Here is a 21,352-nt window from a genome sequence, read left to right on the forward strand (position 1 = left end):
ATCATTGGTGGGCGCGGTACTTGCCCTATTCTCTGCGCCGGCCGCTGCTGCATTGCCGTCGACCAGGCCGGAGGAAAAGCAGCCTACGGTGACCATAGATCTGGTCGATGGCGAAGCCGCATATGGATGGCGGACGGTGCGCGTCGAGAATCCCGACGATCCGGCGCAGTACGTGCTTGTCAGGAGCCGGATTTGTATCGGGCCTGACGGCCGGATCGTTCCTGCCGGCTACGGCTCCTCCTTCTGATGTACTTCTTCGCCTTCGTCGACGCCGCCGATACGGTCTTCGGTCCCGAGCACGAGGTCGAGGACCTGCTGGTCGTCGCCTACAAGCTGGCGCAACAGGAGGGCGAGTTCGCCACGCTCGACCTGACGGTGAAAAATCCGCGCGTCGGCCTGCTCGCATCCGGCCGTAAGCAATGGATGCTGATGTCCTGGCGTGACGAGGCCAATCCGACCGACGGCACGCGGCTGCTGTTCCGTGGCCGGCTTGTCGGCATCCCGACCGACCTGCTCGGCAACCAGGTGACGCTGCAGTTCGACGCCAAGCCTGCGGGCTACGATGCGACCAAGCTGGCGCTGGCGCAAACACTCAAGGTCGCACCGTTCTTCGATCCGATGTTCCTGCGCCCGGAAAGCCGCGACGACCCCGATGCCGTGATCGAGGCGATGTCGGTGAGGTATCACGCCGACCGCGTCGACCATGCGGTTACCGTCTCCGACATGCTGGTCGGCGAGGACGGACTGATCGACTTCGGCACCGTGGCCGTCAAGGACTCGCTCGGCATCAGCATCGGCCAGCCGCCGCTGCGCCGCGTCTCGGTGGAGGCTTCCGTCACCTGGGACCAGGTGGCGGTCGGGACTGTCGAGATCTCGCCTGTCGTGCTGAAGGCCTTCCAGACCGCCGGCAGCGGCTCGAAATACGCCATCCGGTCGCTGACCGGCGACGGCATCATGCAGGACTGGCCGAAGGAGGATGGTCGCATCGGCGGCGGCTGGGCTTTCGGCCTGTGCTCGATCGTGCGCACCGACGGCTTCGTGGTGCCGGAGGATTTCCACCAGGTCGTCATGGCCGATTCCATGGCGGCTTTTCCGGTCTGGTCAATGAAGCCGACGCTGATCGCCGCTTACGATGTATCGCGCCCAAGGGAAGAAAGGCTGACCTTCACGCTTGAGGCCGATTGCCAGGCGCTGCTGTCGGATGCCGGCGACGACGAGATCCTGGCCGTCAAGGTCTCGGGCAAGGCCGATGAAGCGGTCGACCCGGCCGATACCGACAATCCCCAAGGCGCGATACCGATCGGCGATGTCAGGCGCCGCGCCTATTTCCCGACGGCGCGCGGGCTGCGCAGCCTCGGCTATCTCCTGGCGCTGGCGCGCGGCAACATTCTGGAGCGGTCGCGCGCCGTCGAGATCAGCTTCACCGTGCCGTTTCGCGATGGCGTCGACCTGTCCTGCCGCAAGAACGCCAGCATCGCCGATCCGCGCATCCCCGGCGGCACGGCGGCGGGCAAGGTCATCCGCTATGAAATGAACGGCTTTGCCCGGTCGCACACCGTCGCGGTGACGATCGGCTGCACCGTCGGCAAGGGCAACACGGTCACGACCATGCCCGGCGAGCCCGTCTATGCCGAGGAAGGCATCCTCGAACCGGGCATCCAGGCCTATGCCGGACAGACCGTGATGCCGATCGCCGGCGAGGTCACCTTCGAGGATTTCTCGACCGTGCAGCCGGTCGACGACGGCGTCGATTTCTTCGACATGCGCGCGACCGACATGGTGGAAAGCCTGATCGTCTACAATCCGGTGCCGGTGCAGGCGGCGGTGGTCGACGCCTTCAAGCCCGACATCTCGGCGGCGGTCGATGCGCTGAACCAGGTCTTCACTCGTTTCGACGGCGACATGAAGAAGCTGACCATCGGCCGCGACGACCCGCCGTTCCTGACGCCTTACGCCATCACCGTCTCGCAACTCATGGTGCCGAAGACCATCGACCTGGAGGCCGCCTGATGGTCACGATCCAGGGGCTCAGCAATCCATGGCAGGCCGGCAGCGGCTGGGGTGGCGGTGGCGTCATCAAGCTGGAGTCGATCACCCGGCCGTCGGCGGGACAGGTCGTGCTGCAGGCCGCCCTGGCGAAAGTGCCGCCGGTCGACAACAGCGGCGATGCGGATTTCTCAATCGGCAAGGCCGCGCGCTTCACCGTTACCCAGCCCGAACAGAAGACCAATCCCGGCGTCACCGTCACCTGGCCCAAGGACAACAACCAGGACGACGAGCCGAAGAAGATCCACATCATCGAATATGACGAGGTGGCGCGCTGCTGGGAAACGATCCGCGTCGAAAACCCGGACGACAAGGACCAGTACGTGATGGTGCGCAACACCCTCCGCGTCATCTTTCTGGGCCGCGACGACCAGCTCTATCGCGCTTTCAACCTGGCCAAGGCCGACGAATACAAGTGAGGATCGAATAGATGTTGACCTATGTCGGCAACGGCGCGTGGGGATCCGGCAAGGGCGCGCCCCTCGATGTTTCCGAGTTCGACGGCAACATCTGGGAACTCGTCCAGCGCATCGCCGCCATCATCGCCGACATCCCGGCACCGCTGAACATCTCCAACATCACCGTCATCGGCACCCAGATGACGATCTATCTGGAGAACGCCACCGTCTTCGGCCCGTTCACCTTGCCGCAGGCGGATTTCCGGCCGAACCGGGGTGGTGCGCTCGATGCGCCGACCGACGGTGTCTATGTCGTCTCCAACACTGATTTCAACCGCTACTGGCGCTATGCCGGCAGCGGCGACCTGACCATCGAACTGCCGGTGACCGCCTCCGCCGACATGGAAGTGACCTTCCGCCAGGGCGGCGCCGGCGCGCTGATCTTTGCCGACAGCACCGATGTCACCGTCAACGGCCTAGAAGGTTTTCTCAACCGCACCGGCGGGCCGGGCTCGGTGATCACCGCCAAGTTCGCGGCAACCGGCGAATGGGACCTGATCGGCCGGCTGGCCGAGGACGTGACCGCCTGATGGTTGCCTATGGCTCGAAAGAGCATCCGGTCAATCTCGGCCCGTTCAGCCGCATCGTCGCGGTGCATTGGGGCGGCACGCCGCGCTACATATCCTTTCCCTTGCTCATCCAGCGCCGTTCCGTGGTCAAGAATTATCCCTTCCCGGCGCAGGCGGTCGGCGAGAGCGGGCAGACGCAGCAGCCGGTCGACTGGACCGTCGATGCGGAAGGCGGGCCGACACCAGGCGTTGGCCCGAGCGGACCATCGACCTATGTCACCGGTTTCCAGTATGAATGGACTTCGGCGGAAACGACGCCGGCGCCCGGCTATGGCGGCTTCGGCAAGAAGGATAGCGGCGCCGCGTGGGGTCCGCTGAAGATCGACACGCTGGCGGGCCTGCCCAGCCTGCCGGATGTGCGCTCCATAGTGCCATGGTCGGTGCTGTTCTTCGTCGGCGGCTTCACCAACACGGTGCTGTCCTGGTGGCCGCGCGGCGAATACCAGGCGCTGGCCGGCGCCGCCTTGCCGGACCAGGGGATACCGCACCATGAGAGCATCGGCTTTCAGGGGGCGACGAGCGCGACATTGCAGATGCGCGGCAGCCAGTTCCTGACCGGTCCCAATACGGGTGGCGAGTTCGACCTGCAGCGCAGCCCCTACACCGACACGCCGTTCAACGTGAAGACCGGCACCACCGGGCCGATCGATGTCGGCACCGAAGCGGGCATCGATTTCATCTTCGGGACGCTGTCGATCGACGTTTCGGACATCAGCATCACCCACAAGGGCAAGACCTATCGCGGCATCGGCGCGGCGGTGCAACCCGATGGCGATCCGACGGCGCCGACCACGCCCGGCGTTCTCTGGATCTTGTGCGAGAAGGAAACGACCACGTCATGATGCCCGGTGTCGCAGCCCAACCGCTCATCCGCCGTTTCGGCGGCGGCATCGATCCGGCCGACATTCTTGCCGATCTCGACTTCCTCGCCGCAACCTATGCCGTGCATGGTGCGAGCGCGGCTGCCGCCGATGTCGTCGACAAGCCGGCGAGGGTCGGCGTCAGCGGTCTGGAAATCCTCGACAAATGATGCGGACGGCGTCGTCTCGGCGATCGGCACGTTCCTGACCGACCTCGAGACGATGGACTGGACAATCGTCATCGAGTGGGAGGAACTGACGTCAGACGGTGCGACGTATCTGCTCTACCTCCTCGACGTCGACAACGACCATTCGTTCCTCATCGAGCGCAGCACGGCTTTCACCGGGCTGCGCGTTGACGTCCGAGAAGGCAGCTTCAACAGCCGGGACATCGAGATCGACACCTCGCATGGCCCCGGCGTTCATAAGATAGCGGTGACCAGGACTAATAGCTTCATCAGCATGTCCTGCGACGGCAGCGACGTGGTTACTCTGGTGGCGGCGCCCATTTCCATGAACCCGATGGTCAAAGCGTTGTTCGGCGGCGACTGGGAAGGGTCGTTCAACGGAACCTTTATCCGCAAGATGAAGCTGATCACGCCGCAGAACGACGCGTTTCTACCGGCCCTGTCAGCCTGATCCTTTTCTCTCGAACCGCTGGAGATATCCCCATGTCGAGCCTCATCGTCACCTATTCGCGCGCCTTCCCCAACGTCTTCGGGTCGCAGGTCGTCGACGTCGCCGTCGGCGCCGGCGCCCGATCCGAGATCATCACCATGCCCGCCGCCGGTGCGCTGGCGGCGCAGGCCGGCGAGGGCGTCGTCGTGCTGCTTGCCGACGCCGACTGCTGGGTCGCGGTCGGCCCGGCTCCGGACACTGCGGAAGCCGGCGGCGCGCGCGCCGCCTGGCCGGTGCCGGCCGGCATGCCCTATCCGCTGCTGGTCGCCGAGGGCGACACCATCGCCGTGGAAGCACGCTGATGCTGGGCTTTTCGCTGCTGGTCCGTCTCGGCATGGCGGGCGGCGCGGCATCCGTCAGCGCGCCCGCCAACACGGTGCCGCCGGTGATTTCGGGCAATGCCTATGTCGGCTCGACCTTGACGGCGTCGGCCGGTACATGGGCGCATGGCGTCGACAGCTATGCCTACCAGTGGCAGGCGGACGGCGCCGATGTCGGATCGAACCAGAACACCTATGCGCCGGTCAGCGGCGACGTCGGCAAGGTCGTCACCTGCACCGTCACCGCCACCAATGCAGGCGGGCCGGCGTCCGCCGCCAGCGCCGCCACGGCGGCCGTCATCGCGACGCCAGGCAATACCGTGTCGCCGGCGATCTCCGGCAATGCCTATGTCGGTTCGACCTTGACGGCGTCGGCCGGCACATGGTCGGGCGGCGGCTCGCCGACCTATGCCTACCAGTGGAAATCGAACGGCTCCAATGTCGGCGTCAACCAGAACACCTATGTCCCGGTCTCCGGCGATCTCGGCCACACCATCACCTGCACCGTGACCGCGACCAATGCCGCAGGCTCCGGAACGCCGGTGGCCAGCGCCGCCACGGCGGCCGTCATCGCGACGCCGAGCAACACCGTGCTGCCGGCGATCTCCGGAACCGCCACGCAAGGCCAGACATTGTCGTGCTCGGCCGGCACATGGTCGGGCGGCGGTTCGATCTCCTACGCCTATCAGTGGAAGGCGGATGGCACCAACATTTCCGCTGCCACGGCCTCGACCTACCTGCTCACCGCTTCCGAAGTCGGCAAGGTCATCACCTGCGCCGTCACCGCGACCAATGCCGCCGGCAGCGCCTCGGCCACCAGCGCCGCCACCGCGACGGTGACGCCCGTTGTCGCAAATCCGTCCTACTGGAATGCCGGCGGGCGCGGGGATAGAACCTCATCGATCACCGTCACCACCACAGCCACTCTCGGCGCCGGAACCATCAACAACCTCATCGATGGCGGATTCGGCGGCAACAGCACGGATGCTTGCTGGTTCGATGCCGGACAGTCGTCAAGGCAAATCAAGTTCGATTTCGGCGCAGGCGTGCAGAAGGTCATCGACGCATTTCGCTGGGTCCAGGATACCTCCGGCACACACGGCACCTGGGTCTTCGAAGGGTCCAACGACGATAGTTCTTACACGACAATCGGCAGTTCGTTCACGCTCGGCAGCGCTTCGGTAGCTTACCTTTTCTTCTCGGCCACCAACAGCACCGCCTATCGCTACTACAAGCTCCGGCAGACTAGCGGTACGACCTCGTCAGGCCCGTGGCTGCAAGAATTGGAATTCAGGATTGCCGACCCGGCTATTGGCGAGGTGCGCGATGCTCTCGTAAGTGGTGATCGCACCAGCTTGATCACAACAACAACGACCGCGACGATGAGTCTAAGCGCCCGCATCGACAATCTGATCGATGGCGACTTCTCGGCGAATGCCGCCGGCAGTGCTGCGTTCTCGAGTGAGTCGTTGAGGGAGATCAAGTTCGACCTGGCCTCCGGCAAAATATTGACGGGGTTTCTGTGGCTGCAAGATGCTCCGAATACCCACGGCACATGGGTATTCGAAGGCTCCAACGACGATAGCGCGTATACTGGGCTGGGCAGCAGTTTCACCCTTGGCGGCGCCATAATTCAACAGCAGACGTGGTCCAACAGCACGGCCTATCGCTACTACAAATTGCGACAGACCAGCGGCACGACGAGTTCGTCGCCGTGGTTGCTCGAAATCGAATTCAGGGTCGCCTGAGTGAAAAGCAGGCCCGGTTCCTAGCAGCAAACGCCGGCCAGAGGATGGGACATCCACCCCCAAATCGCGAAGACAGCAACAATCGTTGCTACGACAATGAGGCCAGCCAGGATGGAATAATCGCGCCGGGCGGCGCCATTGGCTCTTACCTTCCGGCGGGTAGTGTTGTCCATATAATCCAATGTTTTTTCCTCCGTCCTGATCTTGTTCATCGCGCAAGCACAGTGTCAACACTTCCGTTCCGCGCACGGTTAACCCACGAACACTACTGGTGTCGCCGCTAGGATCAATGCTCGCATCGCCGCGACAGTAATCCCAAAATCTTAATTAGCAACTTGAGAGGTACAAAAATGCCCCGTCTTGTCGCGGACTGGCGCCGCGTGCTTTTGCTGTCGCTCAGCTTCTGGATGCAGATTGCCGGCATCGTCGTGCTGATCGCGCCGGAGCTCTGGTATCGCATCACAGGTCAGGACTATGACCCCAACGTCGCCTGGTGGCTCGGCCTCGGGCTGCTGGTCGCCGGCGCCGGCGGCCGTCTGCTGGAACAGGGGCTGGCCCCTTGGAAGGAAGCGGTGCGCATCCTCGCCGTCGCGCTGATCATCTTCGCGCTAGCGCTGCTGCTGGCGTGGCCGGCGAGCTCCGCGCCCCTGACCGCCACACCGGCGACCGAAGCCGAAACGCTCGCCATCGCCGTGCCGTTCATCGCCAGGGAAGAGGGCAAGCGCAATGTCGCCTACCGCGATGCCGTCGGCATCCCGACCATCTGCTTCGGCTCCATCAGGGGCGTGCATATGGGCATGGTCAAGACCGACCAGGAGTGCCTCGACCTGCTCTGGGTCGAGGTCGCCGATCACCGCAACGGGTTGCACCGCTTTTTCACGGCCGCGACGGTTGCCGGCCGCCTGCCGGCGACGCGCGATGCCGCCTACACCTCGCTGGCCTTCAACGTCGGCATCGTCGGGACGGGCAAGAGCACCGCGACGCGCCGCCTCAATGACGGCGACATCGCGGGCGGCTGCCAGGCGTTGACCTGGTTCGACAAGGCCGGCCACCGCGTGCTGCGCGGCCTGTTCGAGCGCCGCAAGCGCGAAAAGGCGCTGTGCATGGTCGGCCTGCATTGATGCCCGCCGTCCGTCATTTCGTCTGGCGCGAGGCGCTGCACCTGGTCGTCGCCGGCGCCATCGCGGCCGGCCTTTACATGATGTGGGCGTGAGATGACGGAATATCGCTGCACATGGTGGGAAGACACTGGCCGGCACTCTCCTGCCGACGAGCATGGCGTCATGCGATGCATCTATCGCAACATGGAAACCGGCGAGGAAACGGATCATCTCCTGCCTGGTTCTCTCATCGAGGGGCGGTCAGGACCGGTCGGCTATGATGGCAAGTCGATTGTGTGCGTTGTGCCTTATAAACGCGATGGCACTCTCAACGACACGACTTGGTGGCACATCGATAGTCGCGCCAACAACTGCACTATGCCGGAAGACAAAGAGCATCGCTGCTGGTGCCGGCATGGCACTGTCGGCGAGACCGTGCATGTCGACAAGGTCGGCAATACCTGTGCGGCTGGCGCCGGATCGATCGGCGTGCCCGGCTTCCATGGGTTCCTGCATCACGGCGTTCTGAGGGACTGCTGATGACACAGATCCGCCTGATCCTCCTCGGCCTCGTCGTGCTGGCCTTCATGGGCCTCGGCCTCGTCGCCTATCACTACAAGCTCGCCGCGCGCGACGCGCAGGCCGAGGCGCGCCAGGCCGCCGCCGACCTCAAGACAGCCGAGGGCGTCAACGACGCCAACCAGGCGACCATCGGCCGCATGAAGGCGCAGGCCGAGGCCGACGCGATGCTGGCGGCGACGCTGGCCGAACAGGTCGCCGCGGCAAACCAGAAGTTCATCGACGACGCCACCGAACGGGCGAAACTGGGGCACGACCATGAAGACATCGGCAAGTTTCTTGATCTTGATATCCCTGATGCCTTGCGTGGCGGGGTGCCTGTCCAGCCCAAAGCCAAAGGTGCTGGTCCAGACTGACATCATCCGGCCGCGCGTTCCGGCCTCGCTTGTGGCGCTGTGCGACAAGCCGTGGCGCAAGCCGGGCGCCGCTCCCAGCGAGCGCGCCGGCGGCGCCCGCAAGGTCGACGACCTCTATACCAGGGGCGACGTCAACGAAGCCCGCCTGGTCGCCTGCGCCGCCAAGGTCGCCGGCATCGGCGAATGGGACAGGCAGTGAAGGGCATGGCGACATCGGGGGCGAACAGCCTGGAGATCATGATCGGCGGCCTTCTCCAGGCCACGCAGGACATGCAGCGCGACATCACCGAGATCCGCCGCGACATCAAGGATTCCGATGCCAGGGCGTCGCTCAGCTATGAGCAGTCGGAACAGCGCGCCGCGGCCAGCCGGTCCAAAATGTACGCCAAGACCGACGAGCTGGTGGCGCGCATGGCGGTGACCGAAAGCAGCGTCAAGACGCTCACCGACGACATGGCCGACGTCAAGGCGGTGACCGCCGAGGTGACGCGCTGGAAGCTGATGGGCATGGGAGCGCTCGGCGTTACCGGCGTCGCCTTCGCCTCGCTGGGCTCGATCGTCACCTATTACTGGTCCGATATCTGGCGCGCCCTGCGCGGCATGTGATCCGCGCCCGGCGGGCTCCGGGAAGAGAAAGGAAAACTAGATGACCACCACAATCAAGGTAAATACCAACGGCAATTATGTTTCGACCATCAAGATCAACGGCACAGAAGCCGGCACCGTTGGCCCTGGCTTCCCCGCCGAAAAGTTTTTCGGTCTTCCACACAATAACGGCGGTCCCTCGGTGTTCGAGGTGTTCGAGCGTCCTGCTACCCCGGAAGAGATCGAAGCCGTAAAGGCTGCTACGGCACCCTGATCATCTTCCCGACGTCGGGACCATGATGCCCCGCCCAGCCCGGCGGGGCATTTTGCGTTTCATGCCTTGATGTTCGGCGCCGGCGGCTTGACGGTCGACCGCAGCTCCAGTTTCTCGACCGTGGCAACGATGGCGCGCGAGATCGCCTCCGCCTCGCCAAGCAGGGTTGGCGCATAGAGCCCGTTGACCATTTCTTCGTCGGGCAGCACGCCGGGCGGACAGTGGTCCTCGATCGTCCGCCTGATCATGGCCAGCGCGGTCCAGCACTCGTCGACAACTTCGTCGCTCTTTCTCATAACCGTCCTTACATACACTTTGGCTAAAATGCCGGGAACCAAAGCAGCCCGTGGGCCTTTGAATCCGCGTTGGAGTACCCAGTGCATGCGTAACGCCGCAGAGCGTTTGAAGTTCATCAAGCCGCAGGAACCGATCCTCGTGCTCGAGCCGCCGCTCAGCGACGACTGGCTGCACGAGATCAAATATGACGGTTTTCGCACGCAGCTCATCCTCGACTGGGCCGGCGCGCGCGCCTTCACCCGAACCGGCATCGACTGGTCGAAGCGCTATTGGCCGGTTGTCGATGCCGCTGAGAAGCTCAAGGCGAAATCCTTCATCCTCGATGGCGAGATGATCGCGCCGGAACCGGACGGCCGCCCGAACTTTCACGCCATGCATTCGCGCATGGCCTGGAATGCCGAACTGCTCGCCTTCGTGGCCTTCGACATCATGCACCTCGACGGGCAGGATCTGCGCGCCCTGCCGGCGATCGAGCGCAAGGCCATCCTGTGGGAGATGGTCAAGCCGGCCGACGGCATCATCCAGTACAGCCAGCACGTCGAGGGCAATGGCGCCGCGTTCTATGCGGCGGCAGACAGTATGAACCTGGAGGGCATCGTCTCGAAGCGGCGCACCGCGCCCTATCACGCTGGCAAGGGCGATTCCTGGGTCAAGACGAAATGCTGGGACGTGGCCGAGTTCGAGCTCCTGGGCATCAAGCGCGAACCGGGCAAGATCACCGAGGCGATCGTCGCCAGGGGCGGCAAATATGCCGGCTCCCCGGCGATAGCGATGACCAAGCAGATCCGCGAACGCCTGCTGACGCGCATGCGGGATGCACCGCCGCCCGCCGGCCTGCCTAACGCCATCGCCGGCGCCGCCGTCGAATGGCTGCAGCCCGGTCTCACCGCCACGGTGCGGTCATTGCGCGGCGAAGCCAAGCTGCGGCACGGCTCGGTCAAGGCGATCCGCGAGGATTGACCGGATAGGACGGTGGTCCTATCTCGCCAGGATGAAACTGCCCGAGATCACTTATCCGCTGAAGATCGACACGATCGGCAAGCTGCTGGCGCTGGGTGGCGAGATGTCGGTCCACTGCCGCACCACCGGTTGCGACCACGGCAGCCGCCTCAACCTGGTCGCGCTGGGCAGGCGCATCGGCTTCGATCATTCCAGCAAGGCGCAGGATCTCGCACCCTACTTCTACTGCCCGAAATGCCGCGCCGCCGGCCGCGACGACAAGCGCATCGGCTTCATCCTCCGCCCCCTGACATCAGACCACTGCGAATGGCCTCGCGAGCGCGAACTGTGGCGCCAGGAGATCAAGCGATCACGGGCGAAGTAGCCGGGTCAATGGTCCAAAAAGTTAGACACTATTGCCGCTAAGTCATTGATATCGGGTGGCAGGTTAGACAGGAGAGGGGAACCTAAGTGCTTGATTTCCAAGGAAAACCGTAGGAGTCAGAGTCCGTGGGTCTACCGTTAACCTATTCCCCAGCAGGCGTGACTATCACGATAGACGTGAAAACCGCGCGGGCCGAACGGCTGAGCCGCTTGAGCGCTGCCTTGTAGCCGCCAGCGGAAAATAGTCAAGCCTGCTCTGCGGCTCAATTGACAGCTTTCATCGCTGGTTCCGAATGCCACCTTTCCAGTGGCGTGCGAGCTCCGGGCCTCAGCGCTCCTTGCGGCTGAACTGCGAGCGCTCGAAGAACAGCACGATGCCCAGGCCCAGAAACAGCGGGATGATGAGATAAAACAGCCGGAACACCAGCAGGGCGGCCAGCACGCCGACCGGGTCCATGTCGGAAAGCCCGGCCAGGAACACCACTTCGAATACGCCCAGGCCACCCGGCGCATGCGAGATCTGGGCGATCGAGAAGGAGACGAGGAAGACGCCGAGTACGACGAAATAGCCGGGATTGTGCAACTCGGGCAGGGCGAAGAAGATGATCGCCGCGGCGGCGAGCAGTTCGATCGGGCCGATCAGCAATTGCCGGGCGACGATCGGCAGCGCCGGATAGTGCAATTGGAAGCTGCCGATCTTCAGCGGGCGAAGATGCAGCCAACTGCCGAATATATAGGCCGCGATGAGGACCAGCATCGCGATGCCTGCGGCCTCCGACAAGCCGTGATGGGCGATGCCGGAGAAGCGGTCGATAATCTGCGGCTCGAACACCAGCACAAGACCGGAGGCGAGTATCGTCGACAGCACGAAGGTTATCCAGCAGACCGCCACCAGCACGCCGACTTCCTGGCCGGTCAGCCCTCTCGTGCCGTATGCGCGGTAGCGGATGACGGCGCCGGAAAACACCGAGCCGCCGATATTGTGCGACAGCGCGTAGGTGGTGAAGGAGCAGAGCGTCACGAACAGCCACGACACTCGTCTGCCGATATGCAGCAACGCGATGTGGTCGTAGCCGGCAAGCGCGGCATAGGCGACGACCGAACTCAAGCCCGCCAGCATCCAGCCGCGAGCCGGAATGGCCGCCAGCCCGTCCCAGACGTCGTCGAGCGAGATGCCGCGCAATTCATGCCAGAGCAGCAGCAGCGAGAAGATCACCGCGCCGATGCCGACGACCGGCCAGAAATAGCGTCTCCAGTTCATTGCCCAACTGCCATGCGTTGCGTATCCGCTTCCTTTTCTGTCGAGAGCCGACCGCCCCGAATTCCCCGTTCAATTCAGAAATGCCTCATTGAAGCCGGCTATTCAACCGCGAACACTTGTCGCGCCTGATGCCGTCCGGATTTGCTGCGCCATGACGGCATGTGCGGCAAACGCGGCCGCCACGGCTGCGCCGGGCGATCATGTCCGACGGAGTTGCGCTACCAATCCAGCCTTGCGGGTGCATTACGCCAGTGCAAAGCAGGCGGCGCACCCAGCCGGCAAAATTCAGCATGCGGCTCTTGGTGATCGGCCACGGCACTGTTAGTCTGGCGGCAACTTGAAACAATGCGAAAGCGCCTGCTGCGTCCGTCACCGGTTCGCGCGGCGCCGGAAGGAACGACAGTGGAAGACCGCGACACCGGCGCAGGCGCGCCGGAGGTGGGCGCGTCCAGCGCTTCCCCGGGGTCATCAGGCCCGGGGACAGCCGGTTGGCAGCAACGCCGCCCGACGGAGCCTCGCTCCGTGAATGGGCAGGCGGGCGACGCGACCCACAACCAGAAGGGCAAGCCCAAGAAACGGCGCAAGCGAAGGCGTGGGCGCAAGGTTTTTGCGCGAGACGATGCGCGCCCCGGGGACAATCGATCGCCGGCACAAGGCAAGGCCGCTGTCGCGGCGGTGGAACTGAAACCCGTTGCCACTGCGACGATCTCGCCCATCGTTCCAGTGCCACACCCAGAACATGGCAACCGCCGGCCGCCGGTACACGAGCTTCCCGTCTTCGCCGCGCTGGACCTCGGCACCAACAATTGCCGGCTGCTGGTCGCCGTTCCCACGCGTCACGGCCAGTTCCGCGTCATCGATGCCTTCTCGCGCATCGTCAGGCTGGGCGAGGGGCTGACCGCCAATGGCCGGCTCGGCCAGCCGGCGATGGACCGCGCGGTCGAGGCGCTGAAGGTCTGCGGTGACAAATTGCGCGGCCGCAAGATCAGGAAGGCAAGGCTGATCGCCACCGAAGCCTGCCGCACCGCTGAAAACGGCGTCGAATTCCTCGATCGTGTCGAACGCGAAGCCGGCCTCAAGCTCGAGATCATCGACCGCCGGACAGAAGCCCGCCTTGCGGTTTCGGGCTGCGGTTCGCTGGTCGAGCGCGACACGCAAGGCGTCGTCCTGTTCGACATCGGTGGCGGCTCGTCCGAGATCGCGCTGATCGATCTCACCGGCCGCCGTTCGCCGCGCCTTGCCAACCACATCGTGTCGTGGACGTCGCTGCCGGTCGGTGTCGTGTCATTGGCGGAACGCTTTGGCGGCCGCACCGTGACGCGCGAGATCTTCACCGCCATGGTCGACGATGTCGCCGGCAGGCTGGCCGCTTTCGATGGTCGCGATCGGCTGAGCCATCTCAAGACGAGCCCGAATTTCCATCTGCTGGGCACTTCGGGAACGGTGACGACGCTGGCCGGCGTCCATCTCGACCTCGAACGCTACGACCGCCGACGGGTCGACGGCCTGTGGATGGACCGCGACAGCGTCGACCGCATGGTGGAGAGGCTGGTCGGCTGGGATTTCCAGCAGCGCTGCGCCAACCCCTGCATCGGCGCCGACCGCGCCGATCTCGTGCTGGCCGGCTGTGCTATCCTCGAAGCGATCCGCGCCGTCTGGCCTTCGGAGCGGCTGCGCGTCGCCGACCGGGGCCTGCGCGAGGGCATATTGAGCGAACTGATGGCCGATGATGGCGTCTGGCGCAACGATGGACGTACCAGGGCATGATCATGCTCAAACAAGAAATCAGGCAATGACCAAGAAACCGGAAAAACCAGGGTCCGCCAGCATTCGCGTGCTGAAGACGCGGATCAAGAAGAAAAGCGGCCTGAAGGAATCGTCGCGCCGCTGGCTGCAGCGCCACATCAACGATCCCTATGTCCAGCGCTCCAAGGCCGACGGCTATCGCTCGCGCGCGGCCTACAAGCTGATCGAGATCGACGACAAGCACCACCTCTTGAAGCCTGGCATGAAGGTGATCGACCTCGGTGCCGCCCCTGGCGGCTGGTGCCAGGTCGCGGCCGCGCGCACGAAATCGACGGCCGAACATCCGCATGTCGTCGGCATCGATTATCTGGAAATGGATGCCGTGCCCGGTGCGCCGGTGCTGCTGCTGGACTTTCTCGATCCGCAGGCGCCGCAAAAGCTCTCCGAAGCGCTGGGCGGGGATCCGGATGTCGTGCTGTCCGACATGGCCGCGCCGACCACCGGCCACAAACGGACCGACCATATCCGCACCATGCATCTGTGCGAGGTGGCGGCCGATTTCGCGCTGTCGGTCCTCAAGCCGGGCGGGCATTTCCTGGCCAAGACCTTCCAGGGCGGCGCCGAAAATGAGTTGCTCTCGATGCTCAAGAAGAATTTCCGCTCCGTCCACCACGTCAAGCCGCCGGCATCGCGCGATGAATCGGTCGAGCTTTATCTTTTGGCGAAAGATTTTAAGGGGCGAGAGGCCGGTCAGGAATAGCGCCTTGCCTTTTCCCCTTGTGGACCCACAAGCGGAGAAGGGAGAGAGCCTCACTCTCCCGGCGATCTGACCGGTTCCAGCGTCTTGGGCGTCGTCAGCCGGCCATGGCCTGACACCGCATTGCCGGCGTCGGGTGCCAGCCGCATGAACGACAGCGACGCGGCGGCCGAAATCGCGGCGACGATGAAAAAGGCGGTGTGGAAGTCAGCAAGCGTCAATGGTCCGCCATGGATGCCGGTCGACACTTCCAGGATGCCGCCGGCAACCGCCACGCCGAGTGCGATCGACAACTGCTGGAAGACGGCGGCGATCGGCGTTGCCTTGCTGGTGTCCTCGGCCGAAACCTCGGCATAAGCTAGCGCATTGACGCCGGTGAAGAACATCGAGCGGATGAAGCCGCCGACCAGCAATATGGCCAGCATCAGCGCGTAAGGCGTTTCGGGGGTGAAGAGGCCGTTGAAGGCGATTGATGCGGCAGCGATCAGCGAGCCGGCGATCAACACGCGGCGGAAGCCGACGACGCGGAAGATCAGCGCGGTGACGAATTTCATGCCGATGGCGCCGATCGCCGAGACGAAGGTGATCATGCCCGACTGGAACGGAGTCAGCCCGAAGCCGATCTGGAGCATCAGCGGCAACAGGAACGGCACGGCGCCAATGCCGATCCGGAACAGTCCGCCGCCGAGTACGGAGGAGCGGAAAATCTGATTGCGGAACAGGTCGAGCGCCAGCAGCGGATTCCTGGCGCGGCGCGCATGCATCAGGTAGAGCGCTCCCGACAGCAGCCCTACGGCCACGGTGATGAAGCCGGTCGCCGGCGGCAGATAGGGCAGGCTGACCACCGACAGGCCGAAGACGATGCCGGATGCCGCCAGCCCGCTCAGCACGAAGCCGACGAAATCGAGCGGCGGCGTCTCCATCGATTCGGTTTCCGGCAGGAAGCGGGTGGCCAGCCAGATGCCGATCAGGCCGATCGGCACATTGATCAGGAAGATCCAGTGCCAGGTGAAATAGGTGGTGATGAAGCCACCGATTGGCGGACCGACCAGCGGGCCGACCAGTGCGGGGACGGTCAGCCACGACATGGCGGCGACCAGTTCGCTCTTGGGCGTGGCGCGCACCAGCACCAGGCGTCCGACCGGGGTCATCATGGCGCCGCCAATGCCTTGCAGGAAACGCGCAATCACGAAGGCCGGCAGCGAACCGGACAGCGCGCAGGCGACCGAACCGGCAATGAACACCGCGATCGCGGCGCGAAAGATGTTCTTGGCGCCGAAGCGGTCGGCCATCCAGCCGCTGATCGGAATGAAGATCGCCAGCGACACCAGATAGGCCGTCAGCGCCAGTTTGAGCGCGATCGGGCTGGTATGGATGTCGATGGCGATCGCCGGCAGCGATGTCGCGATGACGGTCGAATCCATGTTTTCCATGAAAAGAGCGACCGCCAGGATAGGCGGAATGGTGCGGTTCAACGAACGCGTCCGAATTGGTCGAATTTGCCTGCCGGCTGGGGGCATGCCGATACAATGGGCGGTTATCATGCCCTTGGGCCGATGTCGCATTAATTTGCTGTCACTTTTGTGCGACTTCGACGCCGCGGAGTGCCTGGGCAGTGATCAGAGACTGCTTGCCAAGGAACCAAGCCATCGCTATTGTAGTTAAAATAACTACTTGGATGGATCGTGGACGAATCCGTTTCAGCCGCCGACGCCAATCGAAAGTTTTCGCTCATTCTTCGTGGTGTGCGAGAAGGGCAGAGCTTTGTCGTGACCAGTCATGGACGGCCGGTTGCGCGGATTGTGCCCGCGGACAATCGCGGTCAGGTGGCCTCGCGTTCGCGCAACACATTGCTGTCGCGGCTTGAACGGCAGCCTGTCGTCGATGCCGGGCAATGGACGCGCGACGAGCTTTACGAGCGGTGAAGGTCGCCCTCGACACCAACATCCTTGCTTATGCGGAAGGCGTGAACAACGCCGACAAGCGTGACGCTGTCCTGGGATTGCTGCGCAACGTTCCGCAAGAGGCGGTTGTCATTCCGGTTCAGGTGCTTGGCGAGCTCTTCAATGTGCTTGTTCGCAAGGCTGGACGATCTTCGCAGGAAGCTCGGGATGCGCTTCTGGGCTGGCGCGACGCCTTTCCGGTCACAGCAACGTCGCCCGAGGTCATCATGATGGCGGTCGATCTTGTCGCGGACCATCATTTCAGTATCTGGGATGCAGTCATCCTATCAGCTGCCTCGCAATCGGGTTGCCGGCTGCTCCTGTCGGAAGATCTGCAACATGGCTTCACCTGGGGCGGCGTGACCGTTGTCAATCCTTTCGCATCGCCGCGTCATGAATTGCTCGATGCTCTTCTGGGCGCGGACTAGGCTCCAGGAAAAGTGTGAAACGGTTTTCCGTCTGGAACTGCGTAGAAACAGCAAGTCGGATCGGTTCCGCGACCCTATCGACACTGAGCCGATCCTTAACGACCACTCAACGATCGGCTTTTCATCGGCCGCTGGACGTGTTACCAGCCACCGCCAATCCTGAAAGGGAATAACGAGTCGGCGCTGTCCATTCCGGTCCAGCGCTTTTTCTGCATTCAAAGGGCTGGCCATGGCAAAAATCATCGAAACCTCCACCGGCGCACTGGCGCTGACCTTTGACGACGTGCTTTTGCAGCCCGGTCATTCCGAGGTGATGCCCGGCCAGACCGACATCCGCACCCGCATCGCCGGCGACATCGACCTCAACGTGCCGATCCTGTCGGCGGCGATGGACACGGTCACGGAGGCACGGCTTGCCATCGCCATGGCGCAGGCCGGCGGTATCGGTGTCATCCATCGCAATTTCTCGCCCGCCGAACAGGCCGAGCAGGTGCGGCAGGTCAAGAAATTCGAATCCGGCATGGTGGTCAACCCGGTCACGATCGGTCCCGACGCCACGCTCGCCGACGCCTTGTCGCTAATGCGCACCTACTCGATCTCGGGCATTCCGGTGGTCGAAAATGGCGGCGCCGGCGGCCACAAGACCGGCCGGCTGGTCGGTATCCTGACCAATCGCGATGTGCGCTTCGCTTCCGATCCTGCGCAAAAGGTCTATGAATTGATGACCCGTGAGAACCTGATCACGGTCAAGGAGAATGTCGACCAGGACGAGGCCAAGCGGCTTCTGCACCAGCACCGCATCGAGAAGTTGGTCGTCGTCGACAAAACGGGCAATTGCGTCGGGCTGATCACCGTCAAGGACATCGAGAAGTCGCAGCTCAACCCGCACGCCACCAAGGATGCGCAGGGCCGCCTGCGCGCTGCGGCCGCCACCAGCGTCGGCGATGACGGCTTCGAGCGCGCCGAGCGTCTTATCGAGGCCGGTGTCGACCTTTTGGTGATCGACACCGCGCATGGCCACTCGCAGCGTGTCCTGGACGCGGTGACGCGGGCGAAGAAGCTTTCCAACTCCGTGCGCATCCTGGCCGGCAACGTCGCCACCGCGGACGGCACGCGGGCGCTGATCGACGCCGGCGCCGACGCCGTCAAGGTCGGCATCGGTCCGGGCTCCATCTGCACCACCCGCATCGTGGCCGGGGTCGGCGTTCCCCAGCTTTCGGCCATCATGTCGGCGGTCGAAACGGCGCATAAATCGGGCGCGTCGGTGATCGCCGACGGCGGCATCAAATATTCCGGCGATCTCGCCAAGGCACTCGCCGCGGGCGCCAGTGCCGCCATGATCGGCTCGCTGCTGGCCGGCACCGACGAAAGCCCGGGCGAGGTCTATCTGCACCAGGGCCGCTCCTTCAAGGCCTATCGCGGCATGGGCTCGGTCGGCGCGATGGCGCGGGGCTCCGCCGATCGCTACTTCCAGGCCGAGGTGCGCGACACGCTCAAACTGGTGCCGGAAGGCATTGAAGGGCAGGTCCCCTACAAAGGACCTGTGTCTGGCGTGCTGCACCAGCTTGCAGGCGGGCTGAAAGCAGCTATGGGTTATGTTGGTGGCCGCGACCTTGCCGATTTCCGCGACCGCGCCACTTTTGTGCGCATATCCAACGCCGGACTTCGTGAAAGCCACGCCCATGACGTCACGATCACCCGCGAAAGCCCCAACTATCCCGGCGGAGCCTGATTCTTCCGGGTTTTGGCGCAACTTGACCGCCATGGTGCTGCGCCTGTCGCGCCATGTCGCGGCGCTCTGCTTCCTCTCGGCGGCGGTCTTCATCGCCATGACGGTGATGGAGTTCTTCTATTTCCGCCAGTTGAGCGGGGGCTTGGCCTCGCTCGACATCCGCTATTTCGGATTCACGCCCGACGAAGGCATGGCCTGGCTGACGGCGCTTGGCCGGCGTGGTGGAGAGATCATCCTAGTCTGGCATTACCTGACCTTCGACCTTTTGTTTCCGGCGCTGTTGTCGCTGACACTGGTCAGCCTGATCCTGGCAACCGGCCGGCGTCTGAAGAATTTCCGGGTGCTCCCGGCGCAGGTGCAGGCGATCTTCGCGCTGGTCCTGGTGCTGCCATACACACTCGCCGACTACGCCCAAAATATCGCCGTGGCGCGGCTTCTGTCCGATTTCCTCTACGCCAACCCGGACTCGCTGTCTTTCGCCTCGGCGTTGATCGTCACCAAATTCGCGTTTCTCGCCGTCCCGGTCATCGTCATTGCCGCTTTCTGGCTGGCGGGCCAAAGACGTCGGAATTGAGGCCGGACAGGACAGGGGCGTTTTCATGAACCAGACCGCGATCTTCTGGCCGGTGCTAGCGCAAGTGCTGCTGGTCTACATCATCTATGTCGTCATGGGCCGGGGCCGCTATTTTGCCGTCAAGTCGGGTGAAGCCAAGGTCGGCCAGTACAAGGTTCGTTCGACCGAGCCGGCCTCCACTGTCACCGTCGCGAACAGTTTGATCAACCAGTTCGAACTGCCGGTGCTTTTCTACGTGCTGTGCCTGTCACTGCACATGACCAACGGCGTCAATTACATCACGCTCGCACTGATGTGGATTTTTGTCGCGTCGCGCTATTTTCACGCCTGGTTTCACCTGACCAGCAACAACCTGCTGCTGCGCAACCGCTCCTTCGTTCTGGGCGCGGTGGTGCTGGCCCTGGGCTGGATCTGGTTGGCCCTGCACTTGCTCGCAATCGTCTGAGCTGCGCCAAATACCTTCTCCACAAGCCGAGACGGAAAAGGCCGGTGCTTACAGGTCGAACACCGCTATTTTTCGCTTGTCGAACTTGATGCCGATCTCGCCGCGCACAAGCTTCAGCGCCTGTTCGCCGAAGACGGCGCGCCGCCAGCCTTGCAGCGCCGGCACATCGGCATCCTCGCCCTCGGCCGCGATGCGGTCGATGTCGTCGCTGGAGGCGAGCACCTTCGAGGCGACACCCTGTCTCTCGGCGACGATCCTGAGCAACACTTTCAAGAGTTCCGCGGCCGCGTTCGAGCCCTCGGGCGGCTGGAAGCTTTTCGGCAGTTTCGGCATCTGCTCCTTGGGCAGGGCGAGCGCGGTATTGACCGCGCCGAGCAGTGCCGTCGCGGTCGAGGAGCGTTCCCAGCCTTTTGGCGTCGTGCGCAGCTTGGCAAGGGCCGCCGCATCGCGCGGCCCTTGTTGCGCGATCTCGTAGATCGCGTCGTCCTTGAGCACGCGGCCGCGCGGTACGTCGCGCTCGCGCGCCTCGCGTTCGCGCCATGCCGCCACGCCCTGCACGATCGCCAGCTCCTGCGGTTTGCGAAGTCGCATCTTCAGCCGCTTCCAGGCATCCTCGGGGTGCGGATCGTAGGTCTCGCGCGAGGTCAGGACATCCATCTCCTCATTCAGCCAGTGGGCACGGTTTTCCCGCGCCAGCTCGGCGTTGAGGTGCTGATAGACCTCGATCAGATGGGTAACGTCGGCCAGCGCGTAATCGAGCTGCTTGTCGGACAGCGGCCGATGGCGCCAGTCGGTGAAGCGCGAGGACTTGTCGAGCCGCGCCCCGGTGATGCGCTGCACGAGCTGATCATAGGAAACGCTGTCGCCGAAGCCGCAGACCATCGCCGCCACCTGTGTGTCGAACACCGGGTGCGGAACGAGATCGCCGAGATGGACGATGATTTCGATGTCTTGCCGGGCGGCGTGGAAGACTTTGACCACCGCCTCGTTGGCCATCAGCCTGAAGAAGGGAGCCAGATCGATATCAGGTGACAGCGGATCGATCAGTGCCGTCACGCCGGGCGAGGCCATCTGGATCAGGCACAGGATTGGCCAGAAGGTCGTTTCGCGGATGAATTCGGTGTCGACGGTGACGAAATCCGACTTTTCGAAAGCGGCGAGAACGGTCTCGAGTTCTTTCTGGGTGGTGATGACGTGCATCAAATCGCTTTTGGCAGGAGTAGGGTCTTCCTAGATTTCAGCCGGGAAGGCTTTCGTCAAGCTGTGGTGCCGC

28 protein-coding genes are annotated in these 21,352 nt (G+C 63.7%); 24 read left to right on the top strand and 4 right to left on the bottom strand.

All coding sequences use genetic code 11. The features are described from left to right. Positions 1-7: 7 nt before the first annotated feature. From LB543_RS01430 to LB543_RS01500, 15 genes are all read left to right on the top strand, one after another. Positions 8-247 carry a hypothetical protein gene (locus tag LB543_RS01430; protein ID WP_224612504.1) on the top strand — a complete coding sequence of 80 codons (240 nt, stop codon included), beginning with the start codon at positions 8-10 and terminating at the stop codon, positions 245-247. Continuing rightward, positions 247-2,010, top strand: coding sequence for a hypothetical protein (locus LB543_RS01435; RefSeq protein WP_224612506.1), 1,764 nt, complete (start codon positions 247-249; stop codon positions 2,008-2,010). Before LB543_RS01430 ends, LB543_RS01435 begins: the two co-directional genes overlap by 1 nt. Continuing rightward, positions 2,010-2,465 carry a hypothetical protein gene (locus tag LB543_RS01440; protein WP_224612508.1) on the top strand — a complete coding sequence of 152 codons (456 nt, stop codon included), beginning with the start codon at positions 2,010-2,012 and terminating at the stop codon, positions 2,463-2,465. The genes LB543_RS01435 and LB543_RS01440 overlap by 1 nt, the downstream gene beginning before the upstream one ends. An 11-nt stretch (positions 2,466-2,476) precedes the next feature. Continuing rightward, positions 2,477-3,034 carry a hypothetical protein gene (locus LB543_RS01445; RefSeq protein ID WP_224612510.1) on the top strand — a complete coding sequence of 186 codons (558 nt, stop codon included), beginning with the start codon at positions 2,477-2,479 and terminating at the stop codon, positions 3,032-3,034. After that, on the top strand, positions 3,034-3,915 hold the full coding sequence (locus LB543_RS01450) for a hypothetical protein (protein WP_224612512.1): 882 nt from the start codon (positions 3,034-3,036) through the stop codon (positions 3,913-3,915). The genes LB543_RS01445 and LB543_RS01450 overlap by 1 nt, the downstream gene beginning before the upstream one ends. Then, a complete protein-coding gene (locus LB543_RS01455) occupies positions 3,912-4,103 on the top strand; it encodes a hypothetical protein (RefSeq protein ID WP_224612513.1) in 192 nt (63 codons plus the stop codon). The genes LB543_RS01450 and LB543_RS01455 overlap by 4 nt, the downstream gene beginning before the upstream one ends. A 52-nt stretch (positions 4,104-4,155) precedes the next feature. After that, positions 4,156-4,572, top strand: coding sequence for a hypothetical protein (locus LB543_RS01460; RefSeq protein ID WP_224612516.1), 417 nt, complete (start codon positions 4,156-4,158; stop codon positions 4,570-4,572). Between the two features lie 32 nt (positions 4,573-4,604). Further along, positions 4,605-4,913 carry a hypothetical protein gene (locus tag LB543_RS01465; protein WP_224612518.1) on the top strand — a complete coding sequence of 103 codons (309 nt, stop codon included), beginning with the start codon at positions 4,605-4,607 and terminating at the stop codon, positions 4,911-4,913. Next, on the top strand, positions 4,913-6,679 hold the full coding sequence (locus LB543_RS01470; protein WP_224612520.1) for a hypothetical protein: 1,767 nt from the start codon (positions 4,913-4,915) through the stop codon (positions 6,677-6,679). Before LB543_RS01465 ends, LB543_RS01470 begins: the two co-directional genes overlap by 1 nt. 350 nt (positions 6,680-7,029) lie before the next feature. Then, positions 7,030-7,800: a lysozyme gene (locus LB543_RS01475; protein WP_224612521.1), complete on the top strand. Its 771-nt coding sequence runs from the start codon at positions 7,030-7,032 to the stop codon at positions 7,798-7,800. A gap of 93 nt (positions 7,801-7,893) precedes the next feature. Further along, positions 7,894-8,319: a hypothetical protein gene (locus tag LB543_RS01480; protein ID WP_224612523.1), complete on the top strand. Its 426-nt coding sequence runs from the start codon at positions 7,894-7,896 to the stop codon at positions 8,317-8,319. After that, positions 8,319-8,714 carry a hypothetical protein gene (locus tag LB543_RS01485; RefSeq protein ID WP_224612525.1) on the top strand — a complete coding sequence of 132 codons (396 nt, stop codon included), beginning with the start codon at positions 8,319-8,321 and terminating at the stop codon, positions 8,712-8,714. Before LB543_RS01480 ends, LB543_RS01485 begins: the two co-directional genes overlap by 1 nt. Continuing rightward, positions 8,698-8,913 carry a hypothetical protein gene (locus LB543_RS01490; protein WP_224612527.1) on the top strand — a complete coding sequence of 72 codons (216 nt, stop codon included), beginning with the start codon at positions 8,698-8,700 and terminating at the stop codon, positions 8,911-8,913. The genes LB543_RS01485 and LB543_RS01490 overlap by 17 nt, the downstream gene beginning before the upstream one ends. Then, positions 8,898-9,320 (top strand): DUF1515 family protein, encoded by a 423-nt coding sequence (locus LB543_RS01495; protein ID WP_224612529.1) that lies wholly within the window; start codon positions 8,898-8,900, stop codon positions 9,318-9,320. The genes LB543_RS01490 and LB543_RS01495 overlap by 16 nt, the downstream gene beginning before the upstream one ends. Positions 9,321-9,360: 40 nt before the next feature. Further along, entirely contained in the window at positions 9,361-9,573 is a 213-nt protein-coding gene (locus tag LB543_RS01500; RefSeq protein WP_224612532.1) for a hypothetical protein, read from the top strand. A gap of 59 nt (positions 9,574-9,632) precedes the next feature. On the opposite strand, the gene LB543_RS01505 is transcribed toward LB543_RS01500, so the two are convergent. Then, positions 9,633-9,869 carry a hypothetical protein gene (locus LB543_RS01505; protein ID WP_224612534.1) on the bottom strand — a complete coding sequence of 79 codons (237 nt, stop codon included), beginning with the start codon at positions 9,867-9,869 and terminating at the stop codon, positions 9,633-9,635. Positions 9,870-9,954: 85 nt separating this feature from the next. Between LB543_RS01505 and LB543_RS01510 the strand changes: the two genes are divergently transcribed. Both LB543_RS01510 and LB543_RS01515 read left to right on the top strand, forming a co-directional pair. Next, entirely contained in the window at positions 9,955-10,830 is an 876-nt protein-coding gene (locus LB543_RS01510) for an RNA ligase family protein (RefSeq protein WP_224612536.1), read from the top strand. Between the two features lie 31 nt (positions 10,831-10,861). Beyond that, positions 10,862-11,194: a hypothetical protein gene (locus tag LB543_RS01515; protein ID WP_224612538.1), complete on the top strand. Its 333-nt coding sequence runs from the start codon at positions 10,862-10,864 to the stop codon at positions 11,192-11,194. Between the two features lie 327 nt (positions 11,195-11,521). Here LB543_RS01515 and LB543_RS01520 read toward each other — a convergent pair whose 3' ends face one another. Beyond that, positions 11,522-12,454: a lysylphosphatidylglycerol synthase domain-containing protein gene (locus LB543_RS01520; RefSeq protein ID WP_224612540.1), complete on the bottom strand. Its 933-nt coding sequence runs from the start codon at positions 12,452-12,454 to the stop codon at positions 11,522-11,524. Between the two features lie 345 nt (positions 12,455-12,799). On the opposite strand from LB543_RS01520, the gene LB543_RS01525 reads away from it, so the two are divergent. Both LB543_RS01525 and LB543_RS01530 read left to right on the top strand, forming a co-directional pair. Next, entirely contained in the window at positions 12,800-14,221 is a 1,422-nt protein-coding gene (locus LB543_RS01525; protein ID WP_263498551.1) for a Ppx/GppA phosphatase family protein, read from the top strand. Positions 14,222-14,246: 25 nt separating this feature from the next. After that, positions 14,247-14,960, top strand: a complete 714-nt coding sequence (locus tag LB543_RS01530) for an RlmE family RNA methyltransferase (protein ID WP_224612542.1) — start codon at positions 14,247-14,249, stop codon at positions 14,958-14,960. 50 nt (positions 14,961-15,010) lie between these two features. Here the strand turns inward: LB543_RS01530 and LB543_RS01535 are convergent, their stop codons facing one another. Then, positions 15,011-16,432: an MFS transporter gene (locus tag LB543_RS01535; protein ID WP_224612544.1), complete on the bottom strand. Its 1,422-nt coding sequence runs from the start codon at positions 16,430-16,432 to the stop codon at positions 15,011-15,013. A 210-nt stretch (positions 16,433-16,642) separates the two neighbouring features. Between LB543_RS01535 and LB543_RS01540 the strand changes: the two genes are divergently transcribed. The 5 genes from LB543_RS01540 (at position 16,643) to LB543_RS01560 (ending at position 20,079) form a co-directional block, all read left to right on the top strand. Continuing rightward, a complete protein-coding gene (locus tag LB543_RS01540; RefSeq protein WP_140755463.1) occupies positions 16,643-16,882 on the top strand; it encodes a type II toxin-antitoxin system Phd/YefM family antitoxin in 240 nt (79 codons plus the stop codon). Then, complete coding sequence (locus LB543_RS01545; protein ID WP_224612563.1) at positions 16,879-17,328, top strand: PIN domain-containing protein; 450 nt, start codon at positions 16,879-16,881, stop codon at positions 17,326-17,328. Before LB543_RS01540 ends, LB543_RS01545 begins: the two co-directional genes overlap by 4 nt. 229 nt (positions 17,329-17,557) lie before the next feature. Next, positions 17,558-19,060 carry an IMP dehydrogenase gene (guaB, locus tag LB543_RS01550; protein ID WP_140809097.1) on the top strand — a complete coding sequence of 501 codons (1,503 nt, stop codon included), beginning with the start codon at positions 17,558-17,560 and terminating at the stop codon, positions 19,058-19,060. Positions 19,061-19,091: 31 nt separating this feature from the next. Continuing rightward, on the top strand, positions 19,092-19,634 hold the full coding sequence (locus tag LB543_RS01555) for a hypothetical protein (RefSeq protein WP_224612859.1): 543 nt from the start codon (positions 19,092-19,094) through the stop codon (positions 19,632-19,634). A gap of 25 nt (positions 19,635-19,659) precedes the next feature. After that, positions 19,660-20,079 (top strand): MAPEG family protein, encoded by a 420-nt coding sequence (locus LB543_RS01560; protein WP_140755455.1) that lies wholly within the window; start codon positions 19,660-19,662, stop codon positions 20,077-20,079. Positions 20,080-20,127: 48 nt separating this feature from the next. Here the strand turns inward: LB543_RS01560 and rnd are convergent, their stop codons facing one another. Beyond that, positions 20,128-21,279, bottom strand: coding sequence for a ribonuclease D (gene rnd / locus LB543_RS01565; protein ID WP_140809100.1), 1,152 nt, complete (start codon positions 21,277-21,279; stop codon positions 20,128-20,130). Positions 21,280-21,352: the final 73 nt, after the last annotated feature.

The sequence above is a fragment of the Mesorhizobium sp. ESP7-2 genome (genome assembly GCF_020164715.1).
Classification (GTDB): Bacteria; Pseudomonadota; Alphaproteobacteria; order Rhizobiales; family Rhizobiaceae; genus Mesorhizobium.